Origin of the sequence: Ahniella affigens (assembly GCF_003015185.1) — a bacterium.
GTDB classification, from domain to species: Bacteria; Pseudomonadota; Gammaproteobacteria; order Xanthomonadales; family Ahniellaceae; genus Ahniella; species Ahniella affigens.
The window spans coordinates 769,457-790,782 of the sequence record NZ_CP027860.1; the positions used below are offsets into that span (position 1 = coordinate 769,457).

Annotated in this window: 17 protein-coding genes and 1 pseudogene; 9 read left to right on the top strand and 9 right to left on the bottom strand. The window is 60.7% G+C overall.

The genetic code is table 11. From position 1 onward, the window contains the following. Positions 1–113 precede the first annotated feature (113 nt). Positions 114–2,147, top strand: coding sequence for a sodium-translocating pyrophosphatase (locus C7S18_RS02795; RefSeq protein WP_106893895.1), 2,034 nt, complete (start codon positions 114–116; stop codon positions 2,145–2,147). 152 nt (positions 2,148–2,299) lie between these two features. Here C7S18_RS02795 and C7S18_RS02800 read toward each other — a convergent pair whose 3' ends face one another. The 6 genes from C7S18_RS02800 to trxB form a co-directional block, all read right to left on the bottom strand. Then, positions 2,300–2,644, bottom strand: coding sequence for a c-type cytochrome (locus C7S18_RS02800; RefSeq protein ID WP_106890115.1), 345 nt, complete (start codon positions 2,642–2,644; stop codon positions 2,300–2,302). Between the two features lie 14 nt (positions 2,645–2,658). Continuing rightward, positions 2,659–2,976 (bottom strand): c-type cytochrome, encoded by a 318-nt coding sequence (locus C7S18_RS02805; protein WP_240623970.1) that lies wholly within the window; start codon positions 2,974–2,976, stop codon positions 2,659–2,661. Between the two features lie 86 nt (positions 2,977–3,062). Next, entirely contained in the window at positions 3,063–3,281 is a 219-nt protein-coding gene (infA, locus tag C7S18_RS02810) for a translation initiation factor IF-1 (protein WP_106890116.1), read from the bottom strand. Positions 3,282–3,310: 29 nt separating this feature from the next. After that, entirely contained in the window at positions 3,311–4,054 is a 744-nt protein-coding gene (aat, locus tag C7S18_RS02815; RefSeq protein WP_106890117.1) for a leucyl/phenylalanyl-tRNA--protein transferase, read from the bottom strand. After that, entirely contained in the window at positions 4,051–5,247 is a 1,197-nt protein-coding gene (locus C7S18_RS02820) for a GNAT family N-acetyltransferase (protein WP_170113069.1), read from the bottom strand. Before C7S18_RS02820 ends, aat begins: the two co-directional genes overlap by 4 nt. Positions 5,248–5,250: 3 nt before the next feature. Further along, entirely contained in the window at positions 5,251–6,204 is a 954-nt protein-coding gene (gene trxB, locus C7S18_RS02825; RefSeq protein ID WP_106890119.1) for a thioredoxin-disulfide reductase, read from the bottom strand. Positions 6,205–6,477: 273 nt separating this feature from the next. On the opposite strand from trxB, the pseudogene C7S18_RS02830 reads away from it, so the two are divergent. Further along, a pseudogene (locus tag C7S18_RS02830) lies at positions 6,478–8,751 on the top strand (DNA translocase FtsK); the annotation flags it as partial. Positions 8,752–9,018: 267 nt separating this feature from the next. Here C7S18_RS02830 and C7S18_RS02835 read toward each other — a convergent pair. Then, positions 9,019–9,795: an enoyl-CoA hydratase/isomerase family protein gene (locus C7S18_RS02835; RefSeq protein ID WP_106890120.1), complete on the bottom strand. Its 777-nt coding sequence runs from the start codon at positions 9,793–9,795 to the stop codon at positions 9,019–9,021. 295 nt (positions 9,796–10,090) lie between these two features. Here C7S18_RS02835 and C7S18_RS02840 point away from each other — a divergent pair, with 295 nt between their 5' ends. The 4 genes from C7S18_RS02840 (at position 10,091) to C7S18_RS02855 (ending at position 14,512) form a co-directional block, all read left to right on the top strand. Beyond that, positions 10,091–10,267, top strand: a complete 177-nt coding sequence (locus tag C7S18_RS02840) for a 30S ribosomal protein THX (RefSeq protein WP_106890121.1) — start codon at positions 10,091–10,093, stop codon at positions 10,265–10,267. 473 nt (positions 10,268–10,740) lie between these two features. Then, positions 10,741–11,214, top strand: coding sequence for a globin domain-containing protein (locus C7S18_RS02845; protein ID WP_170113070.1), 474 nt, complete (start codon positions 10,741–10,743; stop codon positions 11,212–11,214). Positions 11,215–11,311: 97 nt separating this feature from the next. Further along, on the top strand, positions 11,312–11,875 hold the full coding sequence (locus C7S18_RS02850; RefSeq protein ID WP_106890123.1) for an ECF-type sigma factor: 564 nt from the start codon (positions 11,312–11,314) through the stop codon (positions 11,873–11,875). Positions 11,876–11,887: 12 nt separating this feature from the next. Next, entirely contained in the window at positions 11,888–14,512 is a 2,625-nt protein-coding gene (locus C7S18_RS02855; RefSeq protein ID WP_106890124.1) for a serine/threonine-protein kinase, read from the top strand. 494 nt (positions 14,513–15,006) lie between these two features. On the opposite strand, the gene ppc is transcribed toward C7S18_RS02855, so the two are convergent. After that, positions 15,007–17,706 carry a phosphoenolpyruvate carboxylase gene (gene ppc / locus C7S18_RS02860; RefSeq protein ID WP_106893898.1) on the bottom strand — a complete coding sequence of 900 codons (2,700 nt, stop codon included), beginning with the start codon at positions 17,704–17,706 and terminating at the stop codon, positions 15,007–15,009. Positions 17,707–17,939: 233 nt separating this feature from the next. Here ppc and C7S18_RS02865 point away from each other — a divergent pair, with 233 nt between their 5' ends. Together C7S18_RS02865 and C7S18_RS02870 are read left to right on the top strand one after the other, a co-directional pair. After that, positions 17,940–18,461 (top strand): hypothetical protein, encoded by a 522-nt coding sequence (locus C7S18_RS02865; protein ID WP_106890125.1) that lies wholly within the window; start codon positions 17,940–17,942, stop codon positions 18,459–18,461. A gap of 454 nt (positions 18,462–18,915) precedes the next feature. After that, on the top strand, positions 18,916–19,584 hold the full coding sequence (locus tag C7S18_RS02870; protein ID WP_106893899.1) for a nitroreductase family protein: 669 nt from the start codon (positions 18,916–18,918) through the stop codon (positions 19,582–19,584). A 58-nt stretch (positions 19,585–19,642) separates the two neighbouring features. On the opposite strand, the gene C7S18_RS02875 is transcribed toward C7S18_RS02870, so the two are convergent. After that, complete coding sequence (locus tag C7S18_RS02875; RefSeq protein WP_106890126.1) at positions 19,643–20,362, bottom strand: AAA family ATPase; 720 nt, start codon at positions 20,360–20,362, stop codon at positions 19,643–19,645. A 389-nt stretch (positions 20,363–20,751) separates the two neighbouring features. Between C7S18_RS02875 and C7S18_RS02885 the strand changes: the two genes are divergently transcribed. After that, a complete protein-coding gene (locus tag C7S18_RS02885) occupies positions 20,752–21,246 on the top strand; it encodes a hypothetical protein (protein ID WP_106890128.1) in 495 nt (164 codons plus the stop codon). Positions 21,247–21,326: the final 80 nt, after the last annotated feature.

The window sequence follows — 21,326 nt, forward strand, 5'->3', positions numbered from 1 at the left end:
GGGAAAGACCCCATTTTGATTGCCGATCCGGGGGCGAATCAATAGAATCCCGGGGCTTGATGCATTTCCGGCGGTTCTGCCGGGCTTCCTTTGGGTTTTTGGAGACGAAAAAAATGTTCCTGGAAAACGGGCTTTGGATCGCGCTTGCCTGTGCGGTCATCGCGATCATCTATGGGGTACTGGTTACAGGCTGGATTTTGAAACAGCCGACCGGCAATGAACGCATGCAGAAAATCGCTGCGGCGATCCAGGAAGGCGCTGGCGCCTATCTGCGTCGCCAATATATGACGATTGCGATCGTCGGCGTGATTCTGTTTGCGGTGATCTGGTTTGGTTTGGGCAGCCTGTCGACGGCGATTGGTTTCGCTCTCGGTGCGGTGCTCTCGGGTGCCGCGGGCTTCATCGGCATGTATGTGTCGGTGCGCGCCAACGTGCGTACGGCGCAGGCGGCCACGAAGAGCTTGAACGATGCGCTCCAGGTGTCCTTCCGCGGCGGCGCCATCACCGGCATGTTGGTCGTCGGTCTGGGCCTCTTGGGCGTGGCGGGCTACTTCATGTTTGCCATGAAGGGCATGGAGCCCGGCGCCGAGAGCCTGAAGACGGCCTTGGGCCCGATGATCGGCCTGGCCTTTGGTTCCTCGCTGATTTCCATCTTCGCCCGTCTGGGTGGCGGTATCTTCACGAAGGGCGCCGACGTTGGCGCCGACTTGGTCGGCAAGGTCGAAGCCGGCATTCCGGAAGATGATCCTCGCAACCCGGCCGTGATTGCCGACAACGTGGGTGACAACGTCGGCGACTGCGCCGGTATGGCAGCCGACTTGTTCGAAACGTATGCGGTGACCATCATCGCCGCGATGCTCGTGGCGAGCATCTCGTACGCCACCTACGGCTGGGCGGGCGTGCTGTTCCCGCTGGTGCTCGGCGCGGTGTCGATCCCGGCCTCGATCGTCGGGACCTTCTTTGTGAAGGCCCGCGATGGCGGCAAGATCATGAACGCCCTGTATCGCGGTCTGGCCGTGTCCGGCATTCTGGCCGCTGGGGCGTTCTATTACGTCGCCACGCAGATGTTTGATGCCGCCAACGCGATGCCGCTGTTCTACTGCGCAATCATCGGTCTGGTGCTGACGGCGCTGCTGGTTGCCATCACGGAGTACTACACCGCCACCGAATTCGCGCCGGTGCGCGATGTCGCCAAGGCGTCGGTCACGGGTCACGGCACGAACATCATCGCCGGCCTGGCCGTGTCGATGAAGTCGACGGCACTTCCGGTTCTGGCTGTGGCCGCTGCGATGCTCGGTTGCTACGAAATCGCTGGTCTGTACGGCGTTGCGATCGCCGCGGTGTCGATGCTCTCGATGGCCGGCATGATTGTCGCGCTCGACGCCTACGGCCCGATCACCGACAACGCCGGTGGTATCGCGGAAATGAGCGAGCTCGGCAAAGACATCCGCAAGATCACCGACGCGCTTGATGCGGTGGGTAATACCACCAAGGCCGTCACCAAGGGCTACGCCATTGGCTCCGCGGGTCTGGCCGCGCTCGTGCTGTTCGCTGATTACGCGCACAAGCTCGAAGAATCGGGCCAGACGGTCGACTTCTCAATCAACAACCCCTACGTGGTGGTTGGTCTGTTGATTGGTGGTCTGATTCCGTACCTGTTTGGCGCGTTCGCGATGCAGGCGGTGGGTCGGGCAGCTGGTGCGGTGGTCGAAGAAGTCCGCCGTCAGTTCCGCGACATCAAGGGCATCATGGAAGGCACCGGCAAGCCGGAATACGACAAGGCCGTTGACTTGCTGACCGCGTCTGCCATCAAGGAAATGATCATTCCGTCGCTGCTGCCGCTCGTCGTGCCAGTGCTGGTGGGTCTGTTCCTCGGTCCGGCGGCGCTGGGTGGCTTGCTGATGGGCACGATCGTGACCGGTCTGTTCGTCGCGATCTCCATGTGCACCGGTGGCGGCGCCTGGGATAACGCCAAGAAGTACATCGAAGAAGGTCACCATGGCGGCAAGGGCTCGGAAGCGCACAAGGCTGCCGTGACCGGCGACACCGTCGGCGACCCGTACAAAGACACGGCCGGCCCGGCCATCAACCCGCTGATCAAGATCATCAACATCGTCGCGCTGTTGCTGATCCCGATGCTGGGTTGATCAACCGCTCCCTCTCCCACGCGAGTGGGAGAGGGCTGGGGAAAGGGCTACTTGCGATCAGCCTGAACGCGATTTGTGGGTACCCCTGCAATACCCAGCCAACAAAAAAGCCCCGTCTCCGGGGCTTTTTTCATGACCGGGATGAAACCCGATTACTTGATCTTGCTCAGATCCTGAAGATCGCCGGTCTGCGCCGCGAAGTACGCAGCCAAGTCAGCGATGTCCTGATCTTTCAGCTGGGCAGCCTGTGGATTCATGATCGCGTTGACGCGAATGCCCGCGCGGTAGTCCTGCAGGGCCTTGACCAAGTAACCCTCATACTGGCCAGCCAGTTTCGGGGTGTTGTTGTCGACCGACATGTTGCCAGTCGGGCCATGGCAGGCACCGCACACGGCGGCACGGGCTTTGCCCGCTTCCGGGTCGCCAGCGCCAGCGCCACTGGCAAGCGCCTGGCTGCTGGCCAGGGCGAGAACGGAGAGGAGAACGAAAGAACGCATCGGGAGCCTCCGGTTTACTTGGCTTGTGACAGGAAGGCCGCGATATCGGCAATGTCCTGCTCGCTCAGGCTCTCGGCCTGCGCGCGCATGGTCGGGTGCTTGCGCTCACCGGCCTTGTAGGCATTCATCGCATTGACGATGTATCCCTCGTTCTGGCCAGCGAGCTTCGGCACTGGGTAGTCCGGATACGCATTGCGGTAGCCGGCAATGCCGTGACAGCCCGTGCAGGTGTAGAACTTCTTTTTGCCGGCGTCGGCATCGCCCTTGGCATTGGCCGAAAACGCGGCGAACGCGGCGACCAAGCCCAACATCAACATCAGATTGCGCTTCATGTGGAAATCCCGAGCCGGGTAAAGGAAAGACGAAAACGCCGGAATTATAGCTGTGCCAGCCAAGCCCCGGAAGTTCGGCCGCACGCTCACTTCATGCGATACGAAATTCGACCTTTGGTCAGATCGTAGGGCGTGATTTCGACCTTGACCTTGTCACCCGTCAGGATGCGGATGTAGTTCTTGCGCATGCGCCCGGAAATATGGGCGGTAATTACGTGGCCGTTGTCGAGCTTCACGCGAAACATGGTGTTCGGCAGGGTTTCAAGCACCGTGCCTTCCATTTCAATTTGGTCGTCTTTGGACATTGCGAGTCTGGTCGAGAATAACCCTGGAATCATGACAGAACTTGGCCGAACGGCAAAGTCCTTGCGTGCGAATAGGGCCAATCTGCTTGCCAGGACCCGGTTGTTCCCAGGCTTTGGCACAGAATTGAGAGCCGCTGACTGAACTGGTTCCGGGGCAGTAATTGCCCGCCCAGGCGGCGTAGATGCTCGGATTCGACCTGCCCGTCGAGCAGTTCGAACCCCTTGTGGCGAAGTCCGGCGGCAAGCGCGAAGAAGGCCAGTTTGGACGCCTGCGACTGCCGGGAGAACATCGATTCGCCGAAAAACGCGCGGCCGATGGCGACCCCATAGATGCCGCCGATCAGCGCTGACCCGTCCCAAACTTCGACTGAATGCGCGACGCCGAGGCGGTGCAAGCGCTGATAAGCGTCGACCATCACCGGTGAGATCCAAGTGCCGTCTTGATCAGGCCGTGGTTCGGCGCAGGCGCGCATCACGTCGCCAAAGGCGGCGTCTGCCGAGATCGTCCACGGACACTGTCGGAACCAGCGCGCGAGCCGTCGATTCGGGAATGTCTCGCTCATCGGAAACACCAGTCGCGGATCCGGACACCACCAAAGAATCGGCTCGCCTTCGTTGAACCACGGAAAAATGCCTTGGCGATAGGCGTCGAGCAGGCGTTCCGTCGACAGATCCCCGCCCGCACACAACAGCCCGTTTGGGTCAGAGAGTGCGCGGTCCACGGGTGGAAACGCCTGAATCCGCCCAGGGCTCAAGATTGGAATCCGGATCATGCGGGCGGCGCCTCGGCGCTGTGATCCCGATACGGACTATGGCGGCGCAACACTGCACCAAACTCAACTTGCGCTTTGGTTTCTTCGGCAACATGACCGGCCACGGCGTGCCTGAGCCCGGGATGGGTCAACCAGTGCGATGACCAAGTCGGCACCGGTACAAAGCCGCGGGCCAGTTTGTGCTCGCCTTGTGCACCGGGCTCGAATACCTTCAATTTGTGGGCGATGGCGTGCTCGATGCCTTGGTAGTAGCACGTTTCGAAGTGCAATCCGGGGGCGTCGATCTCGCTACCCCAGTAGCGGCCGTAGAGCCTTTGGTCATTGGCGAACAGAAACGCCATGGCTCTGGGGATGCCCTCAAGTTCGGCCACGACCAGCACGGCGCCAAGTTCAGGCGCGGCCAACCAGCGCGAAAACGTCTCGCGAGTCAATGCCGGTGTATTGCCCTTGTCGAGAAAGGTTTGCACATAGCAGCGATACAAGAGGTCGCGTTCTGCTTCCGTGGCTTTCGTGCCTGGCACACGCCGGAACGTCCAACCTTGACGCGCGACGCGGTCACGTTCTTGCCGGATGTTCTTTCGTTTCTTGCCAACCAGCGTGTCGAGGAAGTCGTCGAAATCGCGATAACCTGGGTTGAACCAGTGGTATTGCCAATCCAGGCGCTCGATCCAGTCTTGGTCGTGGCAGCGCTCGGTATCGAGATGAAAGTTGATGTGGACGCCCGAGTAGCGCGGCGGTTGGCGGGTCTTGGCGTTGCCGGTAGCCGTTTCCCGGTCGATCCAGGCGCGCAAGGTCTCGCGGATCAGGTTGTAGTAGTGCGCTGAATCGTCGCGACATTCCGGTGCCAGCAACAATCTTGGTCCTGGCACCGGTGAATAGGGCGCGCCGATCAGGAGCTTCGGGTAGTACGGAATGCCCGCGCGGTGACTGGCTTCCGCCCAATGCCAATCGAACACGAATTCGCCGTGTGAGTTCTGCTTTTCATACGCAGGCAGCGCCGCAAGCAAGCGGCCATCGTCCTCCAGCAGCAGTGGTCGCGAGCGCCAACCCAACTCGGGACGCAAGCTGCCACCCAATTCCAGTGCCGACAAAAACGCGTGCCGGACAAACGGGTTGCCGTCCGGCACCAGCGCGTCCCAGGTGCCGGCGTCCAGGTCTGCGATCCGATGCGCCAAACGCCAACGGATCGCCATGATTCAGTGCGCGTGGTCGAGGAACTTCTCGGCGTCGAGCGCCGCCATGCAACCAAACCCGGCCGACGTGATCGCCTGGCGGTAGACCTGATCGGCCACATCGCCCGCCGCAAATACCCCCGGTACGCTGGTGGCGGTGGCATTGCCGTCGAGGCCCGACCGAATCTTCAAGTAGCCGGCCTTCATTTCCAATTGGCCTTCAAACAGCGAGGTGTTTGGCGTGTGCCCGATTGCTACGAAAATGCCGCTGAGCGAGCGTTCGCTGACGGTGTCGTTCTCCAGGTTGCGGATGCGCATGCCGGTGACGCCACTCGCATCGCCGAGCACGTCGTCCAGCGCATGATTCCAGATGATCTCGATCTTGCCTTGCTGGACCTTTTCGAACAGCTTGTCCTGCATGATCTTCTCGGCGCGCAGCTTGTCGCGCCGATGCACGAGCGTGACCTTCTTCGCAATGTTCGACAGATACAGCGCCTCTTCGACCGCGGTGTTGCCGCCGCCAATCACCGCCACGTCCTGGTCGCGATAGAAGAAGCCATCGCAGGTCGCGCAAGCGGACACACCGCGCCCCTTGAACGCGTCTTCGGACGCCAGACCGAGATACTTCGCAGTCGCGCCGGTCGCGATGATCAGCGCGTCGGCCAAGTACTCACCGTTGTCACCGACCAAGCGGAACGGACGCTTGCTCAGGTCGGCGGTATGAATGTGATCGAAGATGATCTCGGTGTTGAATCGTTCGGCATGCTGTTGCATACGCTCCATCAACGCCGGGCCCTGCAAGCCGTGCACATCACCGGGCCAATTGTCGACTTCGGTGGTCGTGGTCAACTGCCCGCCGGGCTGCATGCCGGTCAGCAAAACGGGTTTCAGATTGGCGCGGGCGGCGTAAACGGCCGCAGCGTAACCAGCCGGGCCCGAACCCAGAATCAACAGACGGCAATGCTTGACGGTGCTCATGACAATCCTTGAACGACGAAGGCAGCAAGGATGCGGGTGGCGGCTGGCAGTTTCAAGTGCGAACGCCGGTTTCGCCCGCGCTTGGTCGGAAATTCGAAACGAGACGCCCGCGGCTGGCCGGTTTGTTCAGCCTGGCCTGTCACGGTGCTCGGAACGCGACATGTATACTCGTCCATTACAGTCAATGATTGCTTCCCGATCAGCTTTGAAAACAACGAGATACCCGAAGGCATGAGTGCAGATCCAGACATCGAGAACGGCAGTATCTGGACCAAGCGCCTGCGCGAGGGCTGGGTCCTGCTGTTGCTGCCCCTGGCTTTGTACTTCGCCATATGCCTGTGGAGCTTTACGCCGACCGACCCCGGCTGGTCGCACGCTGGCAACGATGGCCCGATTCACAACCTGGGTGGCCCGGTTGGCGCCTACCTTGCCGACTTCCTGCTGAACTTTTTTGGCGGTTTTGCGTTTGTCTTCCCGGTCTTGATTGTCATCGTCGCCGTGCGGCTCTTTCGCGATCAGCGCATTCTGCCCGGGCAGCGTCAGGATGCTGCGTGGATGGTGTTGAGTGTCGCCGGCATCGTGTTGACGGGTGCGGCGATCGCGCACTTGCACTTCTGGGAAGTGGCGTCGCCGCTGCCGGCCAACGCAGGTGGCGTGATTGGCGCGCTGATTGGTGATTTCATGCGCCGCGTGGTGGGGCAGCTTGGCGCGACGTTGTTTCTGCTCGCCGGATTTCTGGCGACGATCACGTTGGCGACCGGCCTCAGCTGGTTTTTGCTGATGGAGCGGATCGGCGATTACGTCTTGCGTGGGATTGCGTATGCCCGTGAGGCCATGGCTGCCCAAAAAGCGTCGCGCGAGCAACGCGTGGTGTTGAAAGAGCGCGAGGAAGTCCGCAAGGTCGAAGCGGTCAAGCAACAGAAGCGCGAAAAGATCAAGATCGAGCAAACGAGCACGCCGCCGATTGAAAAGAGCGAGCGCGCCGAGCGCGAATTGCAGATTCCGTTATTTGCTGCGTTGCCTGCGGGCGAGTTGCCGCCGCTGTCGCTGCTTGACGAGCCCAAACAGCAAGCCAAGGGCTATTCGGAAGAAACGCTGCAGGCGTTGTCCCGGCAAGTCGAGCTCAAGCTCAAGGATTTCCGGATCGAGGCGCAAGTGGTGGGTGCCTATCCCGGTCCGGTCATCACGCGATTCGAGATGGAGCCCGCACCGGGTATCAAGGGTGCGCAAATCTCGACGCTGGACAAAGACATTGCTCGCGGATTGTCGGTGCAGTCGGTCCGTGTGGTCGATGTGATTCCCGGCAAATCCGTGATTGGCCTCGAAATCCCGAACGTCAGTCGCGAAATCGTCTATCTATCCGAGATCTTGCGGTCCAAAGAGTACGATCGGATGTCGTCGCCGCTGGTGCTTGCACTGGGCAAAGACATCGGCGGCCGGCCGATGGTTGCCGATCTCGCGCGCATGCCGCATTTGCTGGTCGCGGGTACCACCGGCTCGGGCAAGTCCGTGGCCATCAACGCCATGGTGTTGTCGCTCTTGTACAAGGCCACGGCCAAAGACGTGCGCATGCTGATGATCGATCCGAAGATGCTGGAGCTCTCGGTCTATCAAGGCATCCCGCATCTGCTGGCGCCAGTCGTCACCGACATGAAGGAAGCTGCCAACGGCCTGCGCTGGTGTGTGGCCGAAATGGAGCGCCGCTACAAGGTGATGGCGGCCGTGGGCGTGCGCAATCTTGCCGGCTTCAACAAGAAGGTCAAAGACGCCGAAGACGCCGGCCACCCATTGCTCGACCCATTGTTCGTGGCGCGACCCGATGAGCCGTCGCGCACCGCCGAGCCGCTGGAACCGCTGCCTTATATCGTCGTATTCATCGACGAATTCGCCGACATGATGATGATTGTCGGCAAGAAAGTTGAGGAACTGATTGCGCGCCTGGCGCAGAAAGCGCGCGCGGCCGGTATCCATTTGATTCTGGCAACGCAGCGACCGTCGGTCGATGTGATCACCGGTCTGATCAAGGCCAATATTCCCACGCGCATTGCGTTCCAAGTGTCGAGCAAGATCGATTCGCGGACGATTCTGGATCAGTCCGGCGCGGAGCAATTGCTCGGTCATGGCGACATGCTGTACCTGCCGCCAGGGACCGCGATGCCCGAACGCGTGCATGGGGCGTTCGTCAGCGATGACGAAGTGCATCGTGTCGTCAAGCATTTGAAGTCCGTGTCGTCGACGCCGACCTATCTGCCGGGCGTGCTCGACGAAGTGCAGACCATGCATGATGGTCAGGTCATCGGCTCCAGCGGTTTGCCTGAAGCAGCGCCCAGCGAAGGTGGCAGCGGCGAGGACGAGCTGTACGATCAAGCGGTGCGCATCGTCACAGAGAGCCGGCGCGCATCGATCTCAGGCGTGCAGCGTCGCCTGAAAATTGGCTACAACCGCGCAGCGCGGCTGATTGAAGAAATGGAAGCCCAAGGCGTGGTCAGCCCACCCGAGGCGAACGGCAATCGGCAAGTCATAGCACCGCCGCCGCCGAAGGATTGAGCGCGAGACGGTCTTGAAGATCAAACTCAGCCCGGATCAAGTCCGGGCTGACGAACAGTGGGCGGGGGGCTCTCGCGCGTTACCAAACCTGATTGAGTCGTCGCGTCATTGCGAGCTACCACATTGGTCAGCTGCCGAATCAACCAGCCGCCGCATACGGGCAAACCGCGACACACCACCAAGTCGTTACCCCGGACTTGATCCGGGGTGAGGTTCAAAGTCGCGACAATTCTGCAACCCAGCGCCGTCTATCGACCCGCAACAAACTTACGAAAAACTCGCCTTGCGCTTCTCAATAAACGCGCGCGTGCCTTCTTGTTTGTCGTCGGTGGCGCAGCACAGCGCAAAAGCCTGTGACTCGTAATCCAGACCTTGCTCAATTGCGCACTCGCCGCCCATCAGGACCGACGACAACACCCCATCGACGGCGTAACGTGCCGAACTCGCGAGCTGCCTGGCGATCTTGTCGACTTCGGCATCCAACTGGTCGGCGGGGACTACCCGAGTCACCGCACCGAGTTGATAGGCACGTTCAGCCGAGATCGAATGCCCGAGCAGACAAAGCTCCAGCGCCGCCGAGCGGCCGGCGAGGCGCAGCAAGCGTTGGGTGCCACCAAAGCCCGGAATGATGCCCAGATTGATTTCCGGCTGACCGAGCTTGGCCTGCTCGGACGCAATTCGCAGATGGCAAGACATTGCGAGCTCCATGCCGCCGCCCAAAGCGAAGCCTTGGATTTTGGCGATGACCGGCTTACCCAATTGTTCGATTGTCAACATGACGCGCTGACCAAAGCGCGAAAACGCGAGGGCCTCAACCGGGCTCAACTTGGCGAGTTCGGTGATGTCCGCGCCGGCAATGAAGGCTTTGGGACCGGCGCCGGCCATGACGACCACGCGCACGGCTGGATCCGCTTTGGCGGCCAGAAAGGCCTGCTCCAGCTCACGTACCGTGGCCTGGCTCAGGGCATTCAGTTTGTCCGGGCGGTTGACCGTGATCGTGGCAATTCCCTGGTCAACGCTGTACAGCAGATTTTCAAAGTTCATGGTGGTGTCCGTGTGCGAAGGGGCAAAGACCGCGCCCAGGCGGCAGGCGCTGAGGCGAGGGCGATCCAGCTAAACATTGTAGCGTCGCCGAGCGCGCTGGTCTCAGGCACGCGATCCCAGGCTCAGGGCACCCAATGCGGCGACCTTTGAGTGGCGCAATCTGAGCCTCGGCTGAGCGCCAAGGCTCCCTTAGTTTTCACGCCCGCCCGTCCCTGCTAGCCTAATCGGCCCGTTGAGCGCGGTTTGGCCGCGTTTCGACCCGTTTCCAGCCTACTCAAACATTCAGGAGCACAACATGGGCAAGGGTGATCGCAAGACCCGTCGTGGCAAGATTTCTTCCGCCAGCTACGGCAATTCCCGTCCGAAATCGGCCAAGGCGCCGACGGCAGCGGTAAAAAAGCCGGCCGCCGCGAAGCCGGCAGCCAAGAAGGCGGCACCGGTGAAAAAGCCGGCTGCGAAGAAGGAAGGCTGAGCGGACGCTCGCCGGGCCTGACGGGCGGCTGCGCCATCGGTCGGCCGTCCTGCCAGGTCAATGAAACGAGCGCCTGATGGCGCTCGTTTCGTTTTTGGGCGACGCGTTCGCACGCCGAAGCGCTCCCCAAATATTTTTTTCTGAATCGTGTCCGGTTGGCGCGAGAATCTCGTTTTAGGTTGGTAGAGACCGTTCAAGCGCGTGGCGAACTTGCTTTATTGTGCTGTCAGGCTATTGATTTAAAAGGGTCTTTGGCGCGATGGGACGCGCGCCATCACGCTTCTGGCCGGGGACGGGCCAGGGTTGGGATGGGGCAGGTGCTTCGGAAACATGCTCGTTGAGCCGTGTCCGATCGCCCGCCCGATCGCAGCGATACCGGTCAAACCAGACATCAGACCATGGCATCATCCGACGGGCATCCCGCATCGGCATCTGCTTGGTCCGATGTTGATGCTGCCCTTCGGAGACCCGTCATGAACGCCGCGGCTGAATCGTTCGTCCAAGACCTGCTCAGCAAAACCGATCACCCGATTCTGAAGCACAGCCTGAGCAACGTGGCGAGCGATCCGGCGGCGTTTGCCGGCCGGTTCTATGCCAATCTGTTTGCCGCCATGCCCGGGCTGCGCGTGCTGTTTCCGGCCGACTTGAGCGAGCAGCAGATGAAGCTGGCGCAGACGTTGGCGATGGTCGTGTCGGGCCTGGATGAGTCCGATGCCATGGTGCCGCTCCTCCGACGCCTCGGCGCCGCTCATCGCGGCTATGGCACGAAGCCCGCGCACTACCAAGTCGTCGGCGATGTGCTGATCAAGACGTTGAGCGACACCTGCGGGCCGGATTGGAATGACGATCTGGAGCGTTCCTGGCAGCGTCTGTACCAATGGGTAGCCGCGAACATGATTGCCGGCGCCCAGGCGGCCGCGCACGCTGGGGCGAAACCAAAGTTCTAAGGCGCACGCGTTCGATCGAGGTTTTTGCGCGCGCCGCCTTGCAATCCAATGGCGCCAATCAGGCACAATCAAGAACGTCCCAACTCGGGTTTCGGATATGGCGGATCGCCCACAACTTACCCAACTGCTCGCGGCGTCTGCCAAAGGCGATGCGATCGCCCAGGGCCAGGTCTACTCAGCCGCCTACGATGAGCTCCGGCGCATCGCGCGCGGCACACTCAGGCAGAACGCCGGCTCGGTCACCATGAATCCGAGTACCTTGGTGCATGAGGCGTACCTGAAGATCTCCGGTGATGCCGATCGCACGATTAACGACAGTCAGCACTTTTTCTCGCTGCTCGCGCGCGCGATGCGGCAGATCATCATTGATCTCGGGCGCCAGCATTCCACTGTCAAACATGGGCATGGCATGGCCCGCACGCAGCTGACCGAAGGGATCGATCAGGGCGGCGCGCGTCTCGAAGACTTGATGTCGATCGATGATGCGCTGACGAAGCTTGCTGCCGTCGACACGGAACTCGCCGACTTGGTCGAACTGCACTTCTTCGCCGGCCTGAGCTTTGTCGAAATCGCCAACATGCGCGGGGTGACCGAGCGAACCGTCCGCCGCCATTGGGACACGGCCAAGGCGTTTTTGCTCGACGCCATGCCCTTGATCTGAGCCTGCTTGCGCATGGATGCCGACCGCTGGAAGCAACTCCGCAAGCTGCTCGATCAGGCGTTGGACCTGGAATCGGAGCAGCGGGCGCAGTTTGCTAACGCGGTCGCCGATGAGTCGTTGCGCGCCGATTTGCAGCGCATGCTGGCGCGGCATGATCACACCACCCCACTTGATCGACCGGCGGCGGTACTTGCCGCTGAGGTTATTGTCGAGCGCGCGCCGAGAGATTGGGATCGCGAACAGATCGGTCGGCGTGTCGGGGCGTTTGTCCTCGACGATCTGATCGGCTCAGGCGGGATGGGGACGGTGTATCGCGCGCATCGTGTTGATGGCCGCTTGAACCAGATGGTCGCCATCAAATTGGTGCTGTCGGCGCACCCGGGCCTGCGCGACCGATTCAGGAAGGAGCAGGAAATCGTTGCGGGGCTCAGGCATCCGAACATCGCGCAGTTGATCGACGCAGGCGAATCCGAAGACGGGATCCCCTATTTGGCGATGGAATATGTCGAAGGGGTCAGCATCACCGAGTTCTGTCGGCAGCGGCTACCGGACGCCGGGTCGCGTATCCGCCTGATGTTGCGCGTGGCGTCGGCGTTGTCGCACGCGCATCGCAACTTGGTCATTCATCGCGACATTAAACCTTCAAACATACTGGTCACCGAAGATGGACTGCCGATACTGCTGGACTTTGGCATTGCCAAACTCGTCGGCGAAGATCGCTTCCGACCCGTTACGGCGCAGCGCTTGGGGCCCATGACGCCGGCCTATGCCGCGCCGGAGCAATTTCGCGGCGGGATGATTTCGGTCGCTACCGACGTGTATCAGTTCGGGGCGTTGCTGTATCGGGTGTTGACTGGGCAGCTGCCGTATGCGGCCGACCCACATGACGCGATCAATTGGGGCCGGGCCGTGCTGGAATCCGACCCGATCACCCTCAGCCGCGCGATCACGCAGGCGCGTTTGGAGGAGAACACCGATGCGTCACGCGAAGCAGTCAAGACGCTGAGCCGCGACATCAATCGCGATCTTGATGCCATTCTGCGAACCGCGCTGTCGAAAGAGCCGAGCCGTCGCTATCCCTCCATCGACGCGATGGTCGCCGACCTCGAAGCGTTTCTTGATGGCCGGCCAGTGGTGGCGCGCCATGGCGATCGTTGGTATCACCTGACGCGCTTCTTGCGCCGGCACTGGCTGTCGACCGCCATCGGTAGTCTTTCCGCGCTCGGCTTGATCACCTTGACGGCGTTGTCCTGGCAGTTTGCGGTCAAGGCCCAACGCGAGGCCGAACGCGCTACGCTGGCCGTCGACTTTCTGAATCAGGTGATGGATGCGATCGATCCGATCGATGGACTTGGTCACCGTAGCAGCGCTGAAGACGTGCTGAAACACGCCTTGTCCAGGTTTCAGGGGGAGATGGCTGATCATCCCGACTTGCGGGCGCCGCTCGTGATCAAGTTGGCGATCACGTTTGCCAATATTGGTCAGCCGGATGAAGCGTACCCACTGTTCCAATCGGCCCTCGATGAGTTCCTGAAGACCGAGGCCGACCCGCTGCAAAAAGCCGAGGCGCTGGAACGTGGCGCGTTCTCGGCGTATCGGAGTGGCCACGGCGAGCAGGCCAAACTCTGGACCGACGAGGCGGAGCTTCTGGTCAAGGGAGACTCGGCCAAGGCCTATTGGATTCGCGATGGCATTGCGTTCAACCGTTGGATTGTCGTTCGGGACAGTGGCGACAATGCAGAGGGGCTCGCGATGGCCGATGTGGCATTGCAAGCGGCGCGCGATGCCCCCGAAGCGGTGCGTGACCGGATCGTTCAGCGCGCGCTGCAGCGCACGGGTGTTTCGGCAGCGACGTCTGGCAATTTGATCCGCGCAGAAGCGGATCTTCGTGAGAGCCTTGGCTTGGCGCGCAGACTGTACGGTGAGGATCGCTACATGACATTGCGCGCCCGGAGCGCACTCGCCTGGTTCATGACCATCAAGGGTGAGCCGGCACGGGCACTCGTGGAGTTCAATACCGTGTGCCCGCGCCTGAAGGAATTGCTTGGCCCAATGGCGTTTGATTACGGGTCGTGTGTGTACAACACCGGTAATGCGCTGATGGCCACCAAGCAAAATCAAAAAGCCATCGATGCCTATCGCGAGGTGGCCAGTATCTACGCCGGGAACACCAGCAACGCTGCCGTGCAGGTGGGTTGGGCCTTGCAGAACGTTGCACTGCTGCAGCATGCGGATGGCCATTACGAAGCAGCCCGTACGACCTGGAATGAAGTCGAGAAATCATGGTCGCAACAATTGCCGAGTGGTGCGCCAGTGCTGACCGAGTATCGGTTCAATCGCGCCAAGACCGAGCTGGCGCTGCATGATTGGGACGCCGCGGACCGGTTGTTGACACGAATGTTGCTGGATGAGCCGTATTTGATCGGGCACCCGACCGAGAATGCCTATGCGCTCTATATGGTGGGCCAGATCGCCGAACAGAAGGACGACCGCATCCGGGCCGAACTCGCCTATGAGGACGCGCTGGCAGTGATTGCCAAAGATCCAGCGACACTGGAGGCAGCCTGGTTGCCGGCCGATCTAGCTGACCTGCGGGCGCGACGTCAGCAACTGCAACAGCCGGAGTCTGGGCGCTGACTCGCTGAGACCGCCCCGCCTACAAGCAGTAGGTGATCTTGCGTCAAGAATGGTTCGAGGCGGTGGTTTTTGTGGGAGCGGCTTCAGCCGCGAACGGTGATGCCGCAGTATTGGTTCGGGCCTGAAGGCCCTCCCACAAGCAGTAGGTGATCTTCCGGCAAGAATGGTTCGAGGCGGTGGTTCTTGTAGGAGCGGCTTCAGCCGCGAACGGCGATGCCGCAAGATTGGTTCGGGCCTGAAGGCCCTCCTACAAGCAGTAGGTGATCTTGCGGCAAGAATGGTTCGAGGCGGTGGTTTTTGTAGGAGCGGCTGCAGCCGCGAACGGCGATGCCGCAAGATTGGTTCGGGCCTGAAGGGCCTCCTACAAGCAGTAGGTGATCTTGCGGCAAGGATGGTTCGAGGCGGTGGTGTTTGTGGGAGCGGCTTCAGCCGCGAACGGCGATGCTGCAAGATTGGTTCGGGCCTGAAGGCCCTTCCAGCGCTCCGCGCGCAGATCAACCGGTGTTCTGCAGTGCCTGCGACACACCTTGCACGCACGTGATCAGCGCACGCAGCAGGTCGCCCTCGGGGCGATCCTCGGCACGCCAGCGCGCGAGCAAGTCTGCTTGCAACAGGCTCATCGGATCGACATAGGGATTGCGCAGCCGAATCGAGCGCGCGAGGCGTGGATCATTTGCCAAGAGTTCCCGTTCGGTGATCTCGCCAAGCAACGCACGGGTGCGGGCATGCTCGTCCTGAATGATGGGATAGAACTGCGCGTGCAGGGGGCCCGACAACTGCGAAAACACTTGCGCAATCGCCATATCCGACTTGGCTACGACCATTTCGACATCGCTAAGCAACGTCTGAAAGAAGCGCCAGTCCTTAGCCATGGCGCGCATGAAGGGCAGGCCCTGTTGCGCGATGCCGGCTTCGATCGCGCTGCCCAGGCCAAACCAACCAGGCAGCACGCAACGTGATTGCGTCCAGGCGAATACCCACGGAATCGCACGCAAGTCGCGGATCGCAGCGCCACCGCGACGCGCCGGGCGCGAGCCGAGCGACATGCGCTCAATGACATCGATCGGTGTCGCGGCACGAAAGTACTGCACAAATTCCTGCTGCTCACCCACCAATTGCCGATAGCGTGCGAGCGAGCGGTCGGCCATGCCGGCCATCGCTTCATGCCAAACCGGCTCGCGTGCATCGGCCTTTGGCGGCGACAGGGCGACATTGAACACCGAGGCGCTCGTCTGCGCCAGGGTGCGCAAAGCCAGTGCGTCGATCCCGAACTTGCGATGGATGACTTCGCCTTGCTCGGTCACCCGTAACCGGCCGTTCATGGTGCCGAGCGGCGCGGCATTGATGGCTGCCGTGGATTTGCCGCCACCGCGACTCACCGTGCCGCCGCGGCCATGGAAGAACTCTAGGGTCATGCCGAACTCGGTCGCCAATGCGAGTAGCGAGGTCTGCGCCGTTTCGAGTGCAAAGCGCGCGGTCAGCAGACCGCCATCCTTTGCCGAGTCCGAGTAGCCCAGCATGACGAACTGGCGATTGCCACGCGCCAGCAAATGCCCGCGGTAGACCGAATCATTGAACAGCGCCCGCATCGTACCCGGAGCGGCGCGCAGATCCTCGATGGTTTCGAACAGCGGCGCTACGTCCAGACAGACATGGCCGCTGGGATCGATCAGCCCACCCGAGCGCGCCAGCGCGAGAACGGTCAGCACATCAGCGGCACTCGCGGCCATGCTGATGATGAAGAGGCCCAGCGCCTGCTCGCCGTAGCGATGCCGGGACTCGGTCAAGGTCGCAAACACCTGCTTGACCCGGGCGAGCTGCGGTTCATGAATCTCTTGCGCGGCGATCGCTTTGCCAGCCGCGAGATCGGCGATACGCGCCGCAGGTTCGGCATGCGCGGCCAACTCCGGGTCGCAGGCCTTCAGCACGCGCGAGAGCACGCGGCTGTCCTGGCGCACATCGAGGCGAGCCAGATGAAAACCGAATACGCGAATGCGCCAGCGCAATCGCCGCACTGCGAATGCACCGGCATGCTGGCCCTTGTTGGCGATCAGGCTGTCTTCAATGAGCGCGAGATCATCGAGGAACTCGCTTGCACTGCGATACGCATATTCGCGTTCGTCGACAATGCCCTCAACGCGCGCACGAATCAATCGGAGCAGCACGCGATAGGGCATGTCGCGATGCCGAGGGCTGATCTGCGCCGCGATCGCTGGCAGGCGCAGCAGGTAGGCATCGCGACGTTGCATGATGGTGTCCGAAACGCTGACCAGATTCTCGGTCTGGCTCAACAGGCCGCCGATTTGATGGAGATCACCCGCGTAGCGCTTGACGATCAGCTTGCGCTGATGCGCGAGCGTTTCCGCAATGGTCTCGGGGCCGACGTTTGGATTGCCATCCATGTCGCCGCCGACCCATGTCGCAAAGCGCAGAATCCGCGGCAAGTCTGGCTGCAGACCGAACTTGCGCTGGAAGCCATCGAGCAGCACTTCGTAGAAGATCGGCAGAATCCGGTAAATGGGTTCAAGCAGATAGTGCGTCACATGATCGCGCTCGTCGCTGACCCCAGGCTTGACGGGCGACAACGTTGCCGTCTGCCAGCCCGCGGTCAGCGCCGTGCGCATGCGCGCCCAATCGGTGCTGCTTTCGCCGGGCGTGCGCAGGCCGCTGATTTCGGCAAGCAGGCAGCGGACGATCTCCTCTTCCTTCTGCAGCAACGATTGCCGGACGGCTTCGGTGGGATGCGCGGTGAAGACCGGTTCGATGTCGAGCTCGGCAAACTTGGCGAGCACCTGGTCGGCGTCGAATCCGAGTGCCTGCGCTCGCGTCAGTGCCTCATGCAATCCGCCGGGCTGGTCGCCACCCACCTGGATTTGGTAATCGCGCCGACGCCGGATGCGATGCACGCGCTCGGCGACATTGACGACTTGGAAGTAAGTGGCGAACGCCCGAGCCAAGCGTTCGGCCTCGGCCGGTGGCTTGCCCTGGACCGCATCAAACAACATGCCGACAGGCAGCGCGGCCTCACGACGCCGGATCGCATCGGTTCGCAGGCGCTCGACTTCCCGATAGAAGTCCTCACCCAATTGCTCCGCGAGCATGGCCCCAACGAGCGCGCCCAGTCGGCGCACATCGTCCTTCAAAGGCCCGTCCACCGGCGGAAACTCGACCTCACGCAGGCGATCCTGGTCCATGTTGTCTGATCCTTGCATTGCCATCCTCCGATCTTGCCAAAGCCTATGCCGCGCACCGTAGCGGCAAATTGGCATAAGCGGGGGGAATTCGTATGCAAGACGCAATCTGAACAATCTCTGATCCGGGACTCGCCACGAATGGACTGGACTGCGCAACTGGACAGGTCATTCCAAAACCCCATAAATTCGCGTCGGAATCAGCGTCCAGCGCGCGGGCGCCGTCGAATTGAGGAATGATGATGTCAGAGCATTCGCTGCCGCAGTCGATCCAGTATCTGCTGCAGGTGGAACAACTAAATGGCGAGCATGTTCTGTCGCTGCTCGAGCCCGCTGATCTCGATACCCAGGGCGCGCTGTTCGATTTGTTGCAGCAAGAATCGTTCTGGGATCGGATCAACCCATCGCTCGATCATGCTGTCCTCGATCGGCTGTACATTGAGTATTTGCTTCAGTGTGTCATCCAAGGTCGTGAAAGCGATTGGTGCGAATCTCGGTATCTCGCTTGCTATGGTCTGAATGCGATCATCCGCGATCGCTTTCAAAACAACGATCTTGCCGGTTTCACCGAGCTCCAGCAGGCATTGGCTAGGCTCTATCGGGATTTCGGTGAGCCCGTGCGCGACGCGGTCGTCAACGGCTGTCTGGAGCATTTGTTTGATGACCCGGCGATACGCGCGGCATTCTCGGACTGGCAATCAGATGCAGTGCTGCACGAGGCTTATCTCCGAGGTTGTCAGTTCAGCGCGACGTCTTGAGCCGAGTTGTGCGGCTTGAACAGTGCGGCAGAAACTGAGGTGTTCCCAAGTACCGCCGTTCTCGTTCGCCACTGCGGGAACTTGTGTGGGAGGGCCAGTCGCACCGAAGATGCGCTCATTCGCGCATCAAACTGGCAGCGACGATGAGCGATTTTAACGACGGCACAGTGTGGCAAGTAGCCCTCTCCCCAGCCCTCTCCCACTCGCGTGGGAGAGGGAGCATTTCTCCCTCCCCCGCGATCGCGGGGGAGGGCCCGGGGAGGGGGCTACTTGCGGCCAGAATCATCACTGCCCGCAGCTTTTTTGGTTAGCAAGACTCTATGGGTTGTGGCGTGTTTGTTGAGGCGGTATTCAGGCTCGAATCAACCTTGCCATGAGTGCCATCAGCAGCGACTGCGGCTCCAACCAAGAACACACTAGAATCGAGAATCCGATCCGACGCTGGAGTGCTGCCATGCCCACGCCATCATTCGTACCGCTATTGTCGTACCAACGACTGCCCGAGCCCGAGATGCTCGCGCAGGCGACCGCGTTCGCCGAGCGTATGGCAACTCGTCGAACCGTGCGGGACTTCTCCACCGATCCGGTACCTCAGGCAGTGATCGAGCAAGCCCTGCGTGCCGCCATCACTGCACCCAGTGGCGCGAATCAGCAACCTTGGCGCTTTGTCGCGATCAAAGACCCCAGCATCAAGAAGCAGATTAGAGAGGCAGCCGAAGCCGAGGAGCGGGAGTTCTACGAACATCGCGCACCGGATGAATGGCTGGCGGCGCTGGCGCCGCTTGGTACCGATGCCGAGAAACCATTCCTGGAGCGGGCGCCGTGGTTGATTGCGATCTTCTACGAGCGCTTCGGTCTGGATGATCAAGGCGAGAAAGTGAAGCGCTACTATCCGCACGAATCCGTTGGTCTGGCGTCCGGGCTACTCATCGCGGCCCTGCATCAGGCCGGACTCGCGACACTCACGCACACACCGAGCCCGATGGGATTCTTGAACGACATTCTTGGTCGCGGCAAAAACGAGATGCCGTATCTGCTGTTGGTGGTGGGCTATCCGGAACCTGATTGCCAAGTGCCCAATATCTCGCGCCTGCCGTTTGAGACAACGGTGCAGTTTCGTTGAGGAACAACAGTGCCTGCAAAATATCTGGGCGCCGGACAACTCAGTCTTAGACCGGCGATCAAGGTTCCAGCAGTTGCCGAAGAAAACGCTCAGGATGCTTCAGGAAGTCGCGGGTGATCCGGAAATGCTCCGTGTCTTCGTACTGTACGCGTTCTAGACCTTGGTCACCGAGTGTGTAGATCCAGGCGTCTGGATACGCCATCAGAATCGGTGAATGCGTGGCGATGATGATCTGCGAATCATCCCGAACCAAGTCGTGCAACCGGCTCAACAGTGACAACTGGCGCGATGGTGATAGCGCCGCCTCCGGTTCATCCAGGATGTAAAGCCCTTTGCCACGAAAGCGGTGCGTGACCAAGCTCATAAATGACTCACCATGCGATTGCTCGTGCAGTGCGTCCTCACCGTAGGCAGCGCCAACGCCCAGTGATGCCACTTCGGTCGCTACGTTGTAGAAGCTCTCGGCGCGGAGGAAGAACCCATCCTTTGGTCGGCGTACGCCCTTCACCAGCGTCAGGAACTCATGGAGATGGGAGTGAGTAGCCTCGGTCGAAAATCGGAAATTCTTGCTGCCACCCTCCGGATTGAATCCCCACGCGACTGCAATCGCCTCCAGCAACGTTGATTTGCCACTGCCGTTCTCGCCGACGAAGAACGTCACTTTGGGATGCAGGTCCAGCGCGTGAAAATCGCCGAGCCAAGGGAGATCGAACGGGTGCTGTCGAAACGACTGCACCAGCTCACGCTTGAAGCGGATGCTGCGAATATATGCGTCCATAGTGATGGACCCTGATCATCTGAAGGTGCTGACGATGATATCGATCTACGGCTGCGAAATGATTTGGCAAATCGTTTCAAGATTTCGTGAGATTGCGTCCACATACTGTCGGCAAATCCGCGAGGCAGTTTGAACTTGCGATACAGCCAGGCACTCAGCAATACTGCGTTGCATTGGTCTTACCGGTTTCATGCGTTTGGTCCATGTTGATCAGCTTGCCCGAGTAGGCTGCGCTGATATTGGCAATGATTCCAGGCTGTTGCTGGGTGCGAGTTGATTGTGATTGAACAGGACAATAGCGGGCTTTCGCGAGGCGCCCGTCACATTCACAGGCCCGGTGCGCATGCGGCGTGCCACATACCGCTTGTTGCGTTAGAGCGAGAACCGACATGAATGACGAAGCGAGTCAACCCAAACAACCCTTCCTTGAATATGCGATCGAGTGCATTAACGTCTGCCTCCGGTGGACGCTGGTCGCGACACCAATTGGCTGCTTTCTGGGTTTTGCCGGAACGTTCGCTTGGAAATGGCTAAGTCGTGGGCAGGTCTCTGACGGTGTGCTCTTACTGCCGATACTGGCCGTCGTGGCGGCCTTGGTCGGTATGATTCCAGCGCTGGTCTATGGCGCGCCGCTTTATGCGCTCAGCGCAGCGACGTTTCGGCCGAGCTTGTTCGCAGCGATTCTAATAGGTGCCTTCCCGGGTCTTTCCGCAATCTGGAGCAATGTTGGTCTCGATCCGTATCGGAGCCAAGAAGCGTTATTGTCCCACAACTACTTCGGTCATGAGATTCTATGGTGTGGGATCGGCATTGCGGCTGCTCTGCATTTTCTGGTCCGGAAGAAGCTGCTGGCGCTAAGCGTGGCACGCGAGTCGACCGTTTGATTTACGTGGAACGACAGCTTCTCAACGCCCAAGAAATGTCCGGAGCCCTTGCGGGCTCCGGAAGCTCTCGTTTCCGCTTG

Coding starts and splice junctions, on each gene's coding strand:
- C7S18_RS02855 (WP_106890124.1), top strand. CDS start 11,888: ATGGATGCCGACCGCTGGAAGCAACTCCGCAAGCTGCTCGATCAGGCG.
- C7S18_RS02870 (WP_106893899.1), top strand. CDS start 18,916: ATGCCCACGCCATCATTCGTACCGCTATTGTCGTACCAACGACTGCCC.
- C7S18_RS02885 (WP_106890128.1), top strand. CDS start 20,752: ATGAATGACGAAGCGAGTCAACCCAAACAACCCTTCCTTGAATATGCG.
- C7S18_RS02850 (WP_106890123.1), top strand. CDS start 11,312: ATGGCGGATCGCCCACAACTTACCCAACTGCTCGCGGCGTCTGCCAAA.
- C7S18_RS02805 (WP_240623970.1), bottom strand. CDS start 2,976: ATGAAGCGCAATCTGATGTTGATGTTGGGCTTGGTCGCCGCGTTCGCC.
- C7S18_RS02795 (WP_106893895.1), top strand. CDS start 114: ATGTTCCTGGAAAACGGGCTTTGGATCGCGCTTGCCTGTGCGGTCATC.
- C7S18_RS02820 (WP_170113069.1), bottom strand. CDS start 5,247: ATGGCGATCCGTTGGCGTTTGGCGCATCGGATCGCAGACCTGGACGCC.
- C7S18_RS02875 (WP_106890126.1), bottom strand. CDS start 20,362: ATGGACGCATATATTCGCAGCATCCGCTTCAAGCGTGAGCTGGTGCAG.
- C7S18_RS02835 (WP_106890120.1), bottom strand. CDS start 9,795: ATGAACTTTGAAAATCTGCTGTACAGCGTTGACCAGGGAATTGCCACG.
- trxB (WP_106890119.1), bottom strand. CDS start 6,204: ATGAGCACCGTCAAGCATTGCCGTCTGTTGATTCTGGGTTCGGGCCCG.
- aat (WP_106890117.1), bottom strand. CDS start 4,054: ATGATCCGGATTCCAATCTTGAGCCCTGGGCGGATTCAGGCGTTTCCA.
- C7S18_RS02845 (WP_170113070.1), top strand. CDS start 10,741: ATGAACGCCGCGGCTGAATCGTTCGTCCAAGACCTGCTCAGCAAAACC.
- ppc (WP_106893898.1), bottom strand. CDS start 17,706: ATGGACCAGGATCGCCTGCGTGAGGTCGAGTTTCCGCCGGTGGACGGG.
- C7S18_RS02800 (WP_106890115.1), bottom strand. CDS start 2,644: ATGCGTTCTTTCGTTCTCCTCTCCGTTCTCGCCCTGGCCAGCAGCCAG.
- infA (WP_106890116.1), bottom strand. CDS start 3,281: ATGTCCAAAGACGACCAAATTGAAATGGAAGGCACGGTGCTTGAAACC.
- C7S18_RS02865 (WP_106890125.1), top strand. CDS start 17,940: ATGATGATGTCAGAGCATTCGCTGCCGCAGTCGATCCAGTATCTGCTG.
- C7S18_RS02840 (WP_106890121.1), top strand. CDS start 10,091: ATGGGCAAGGGTGATCGCAAGACCCGTCGTGGCAAGATTTCTTCCGCC.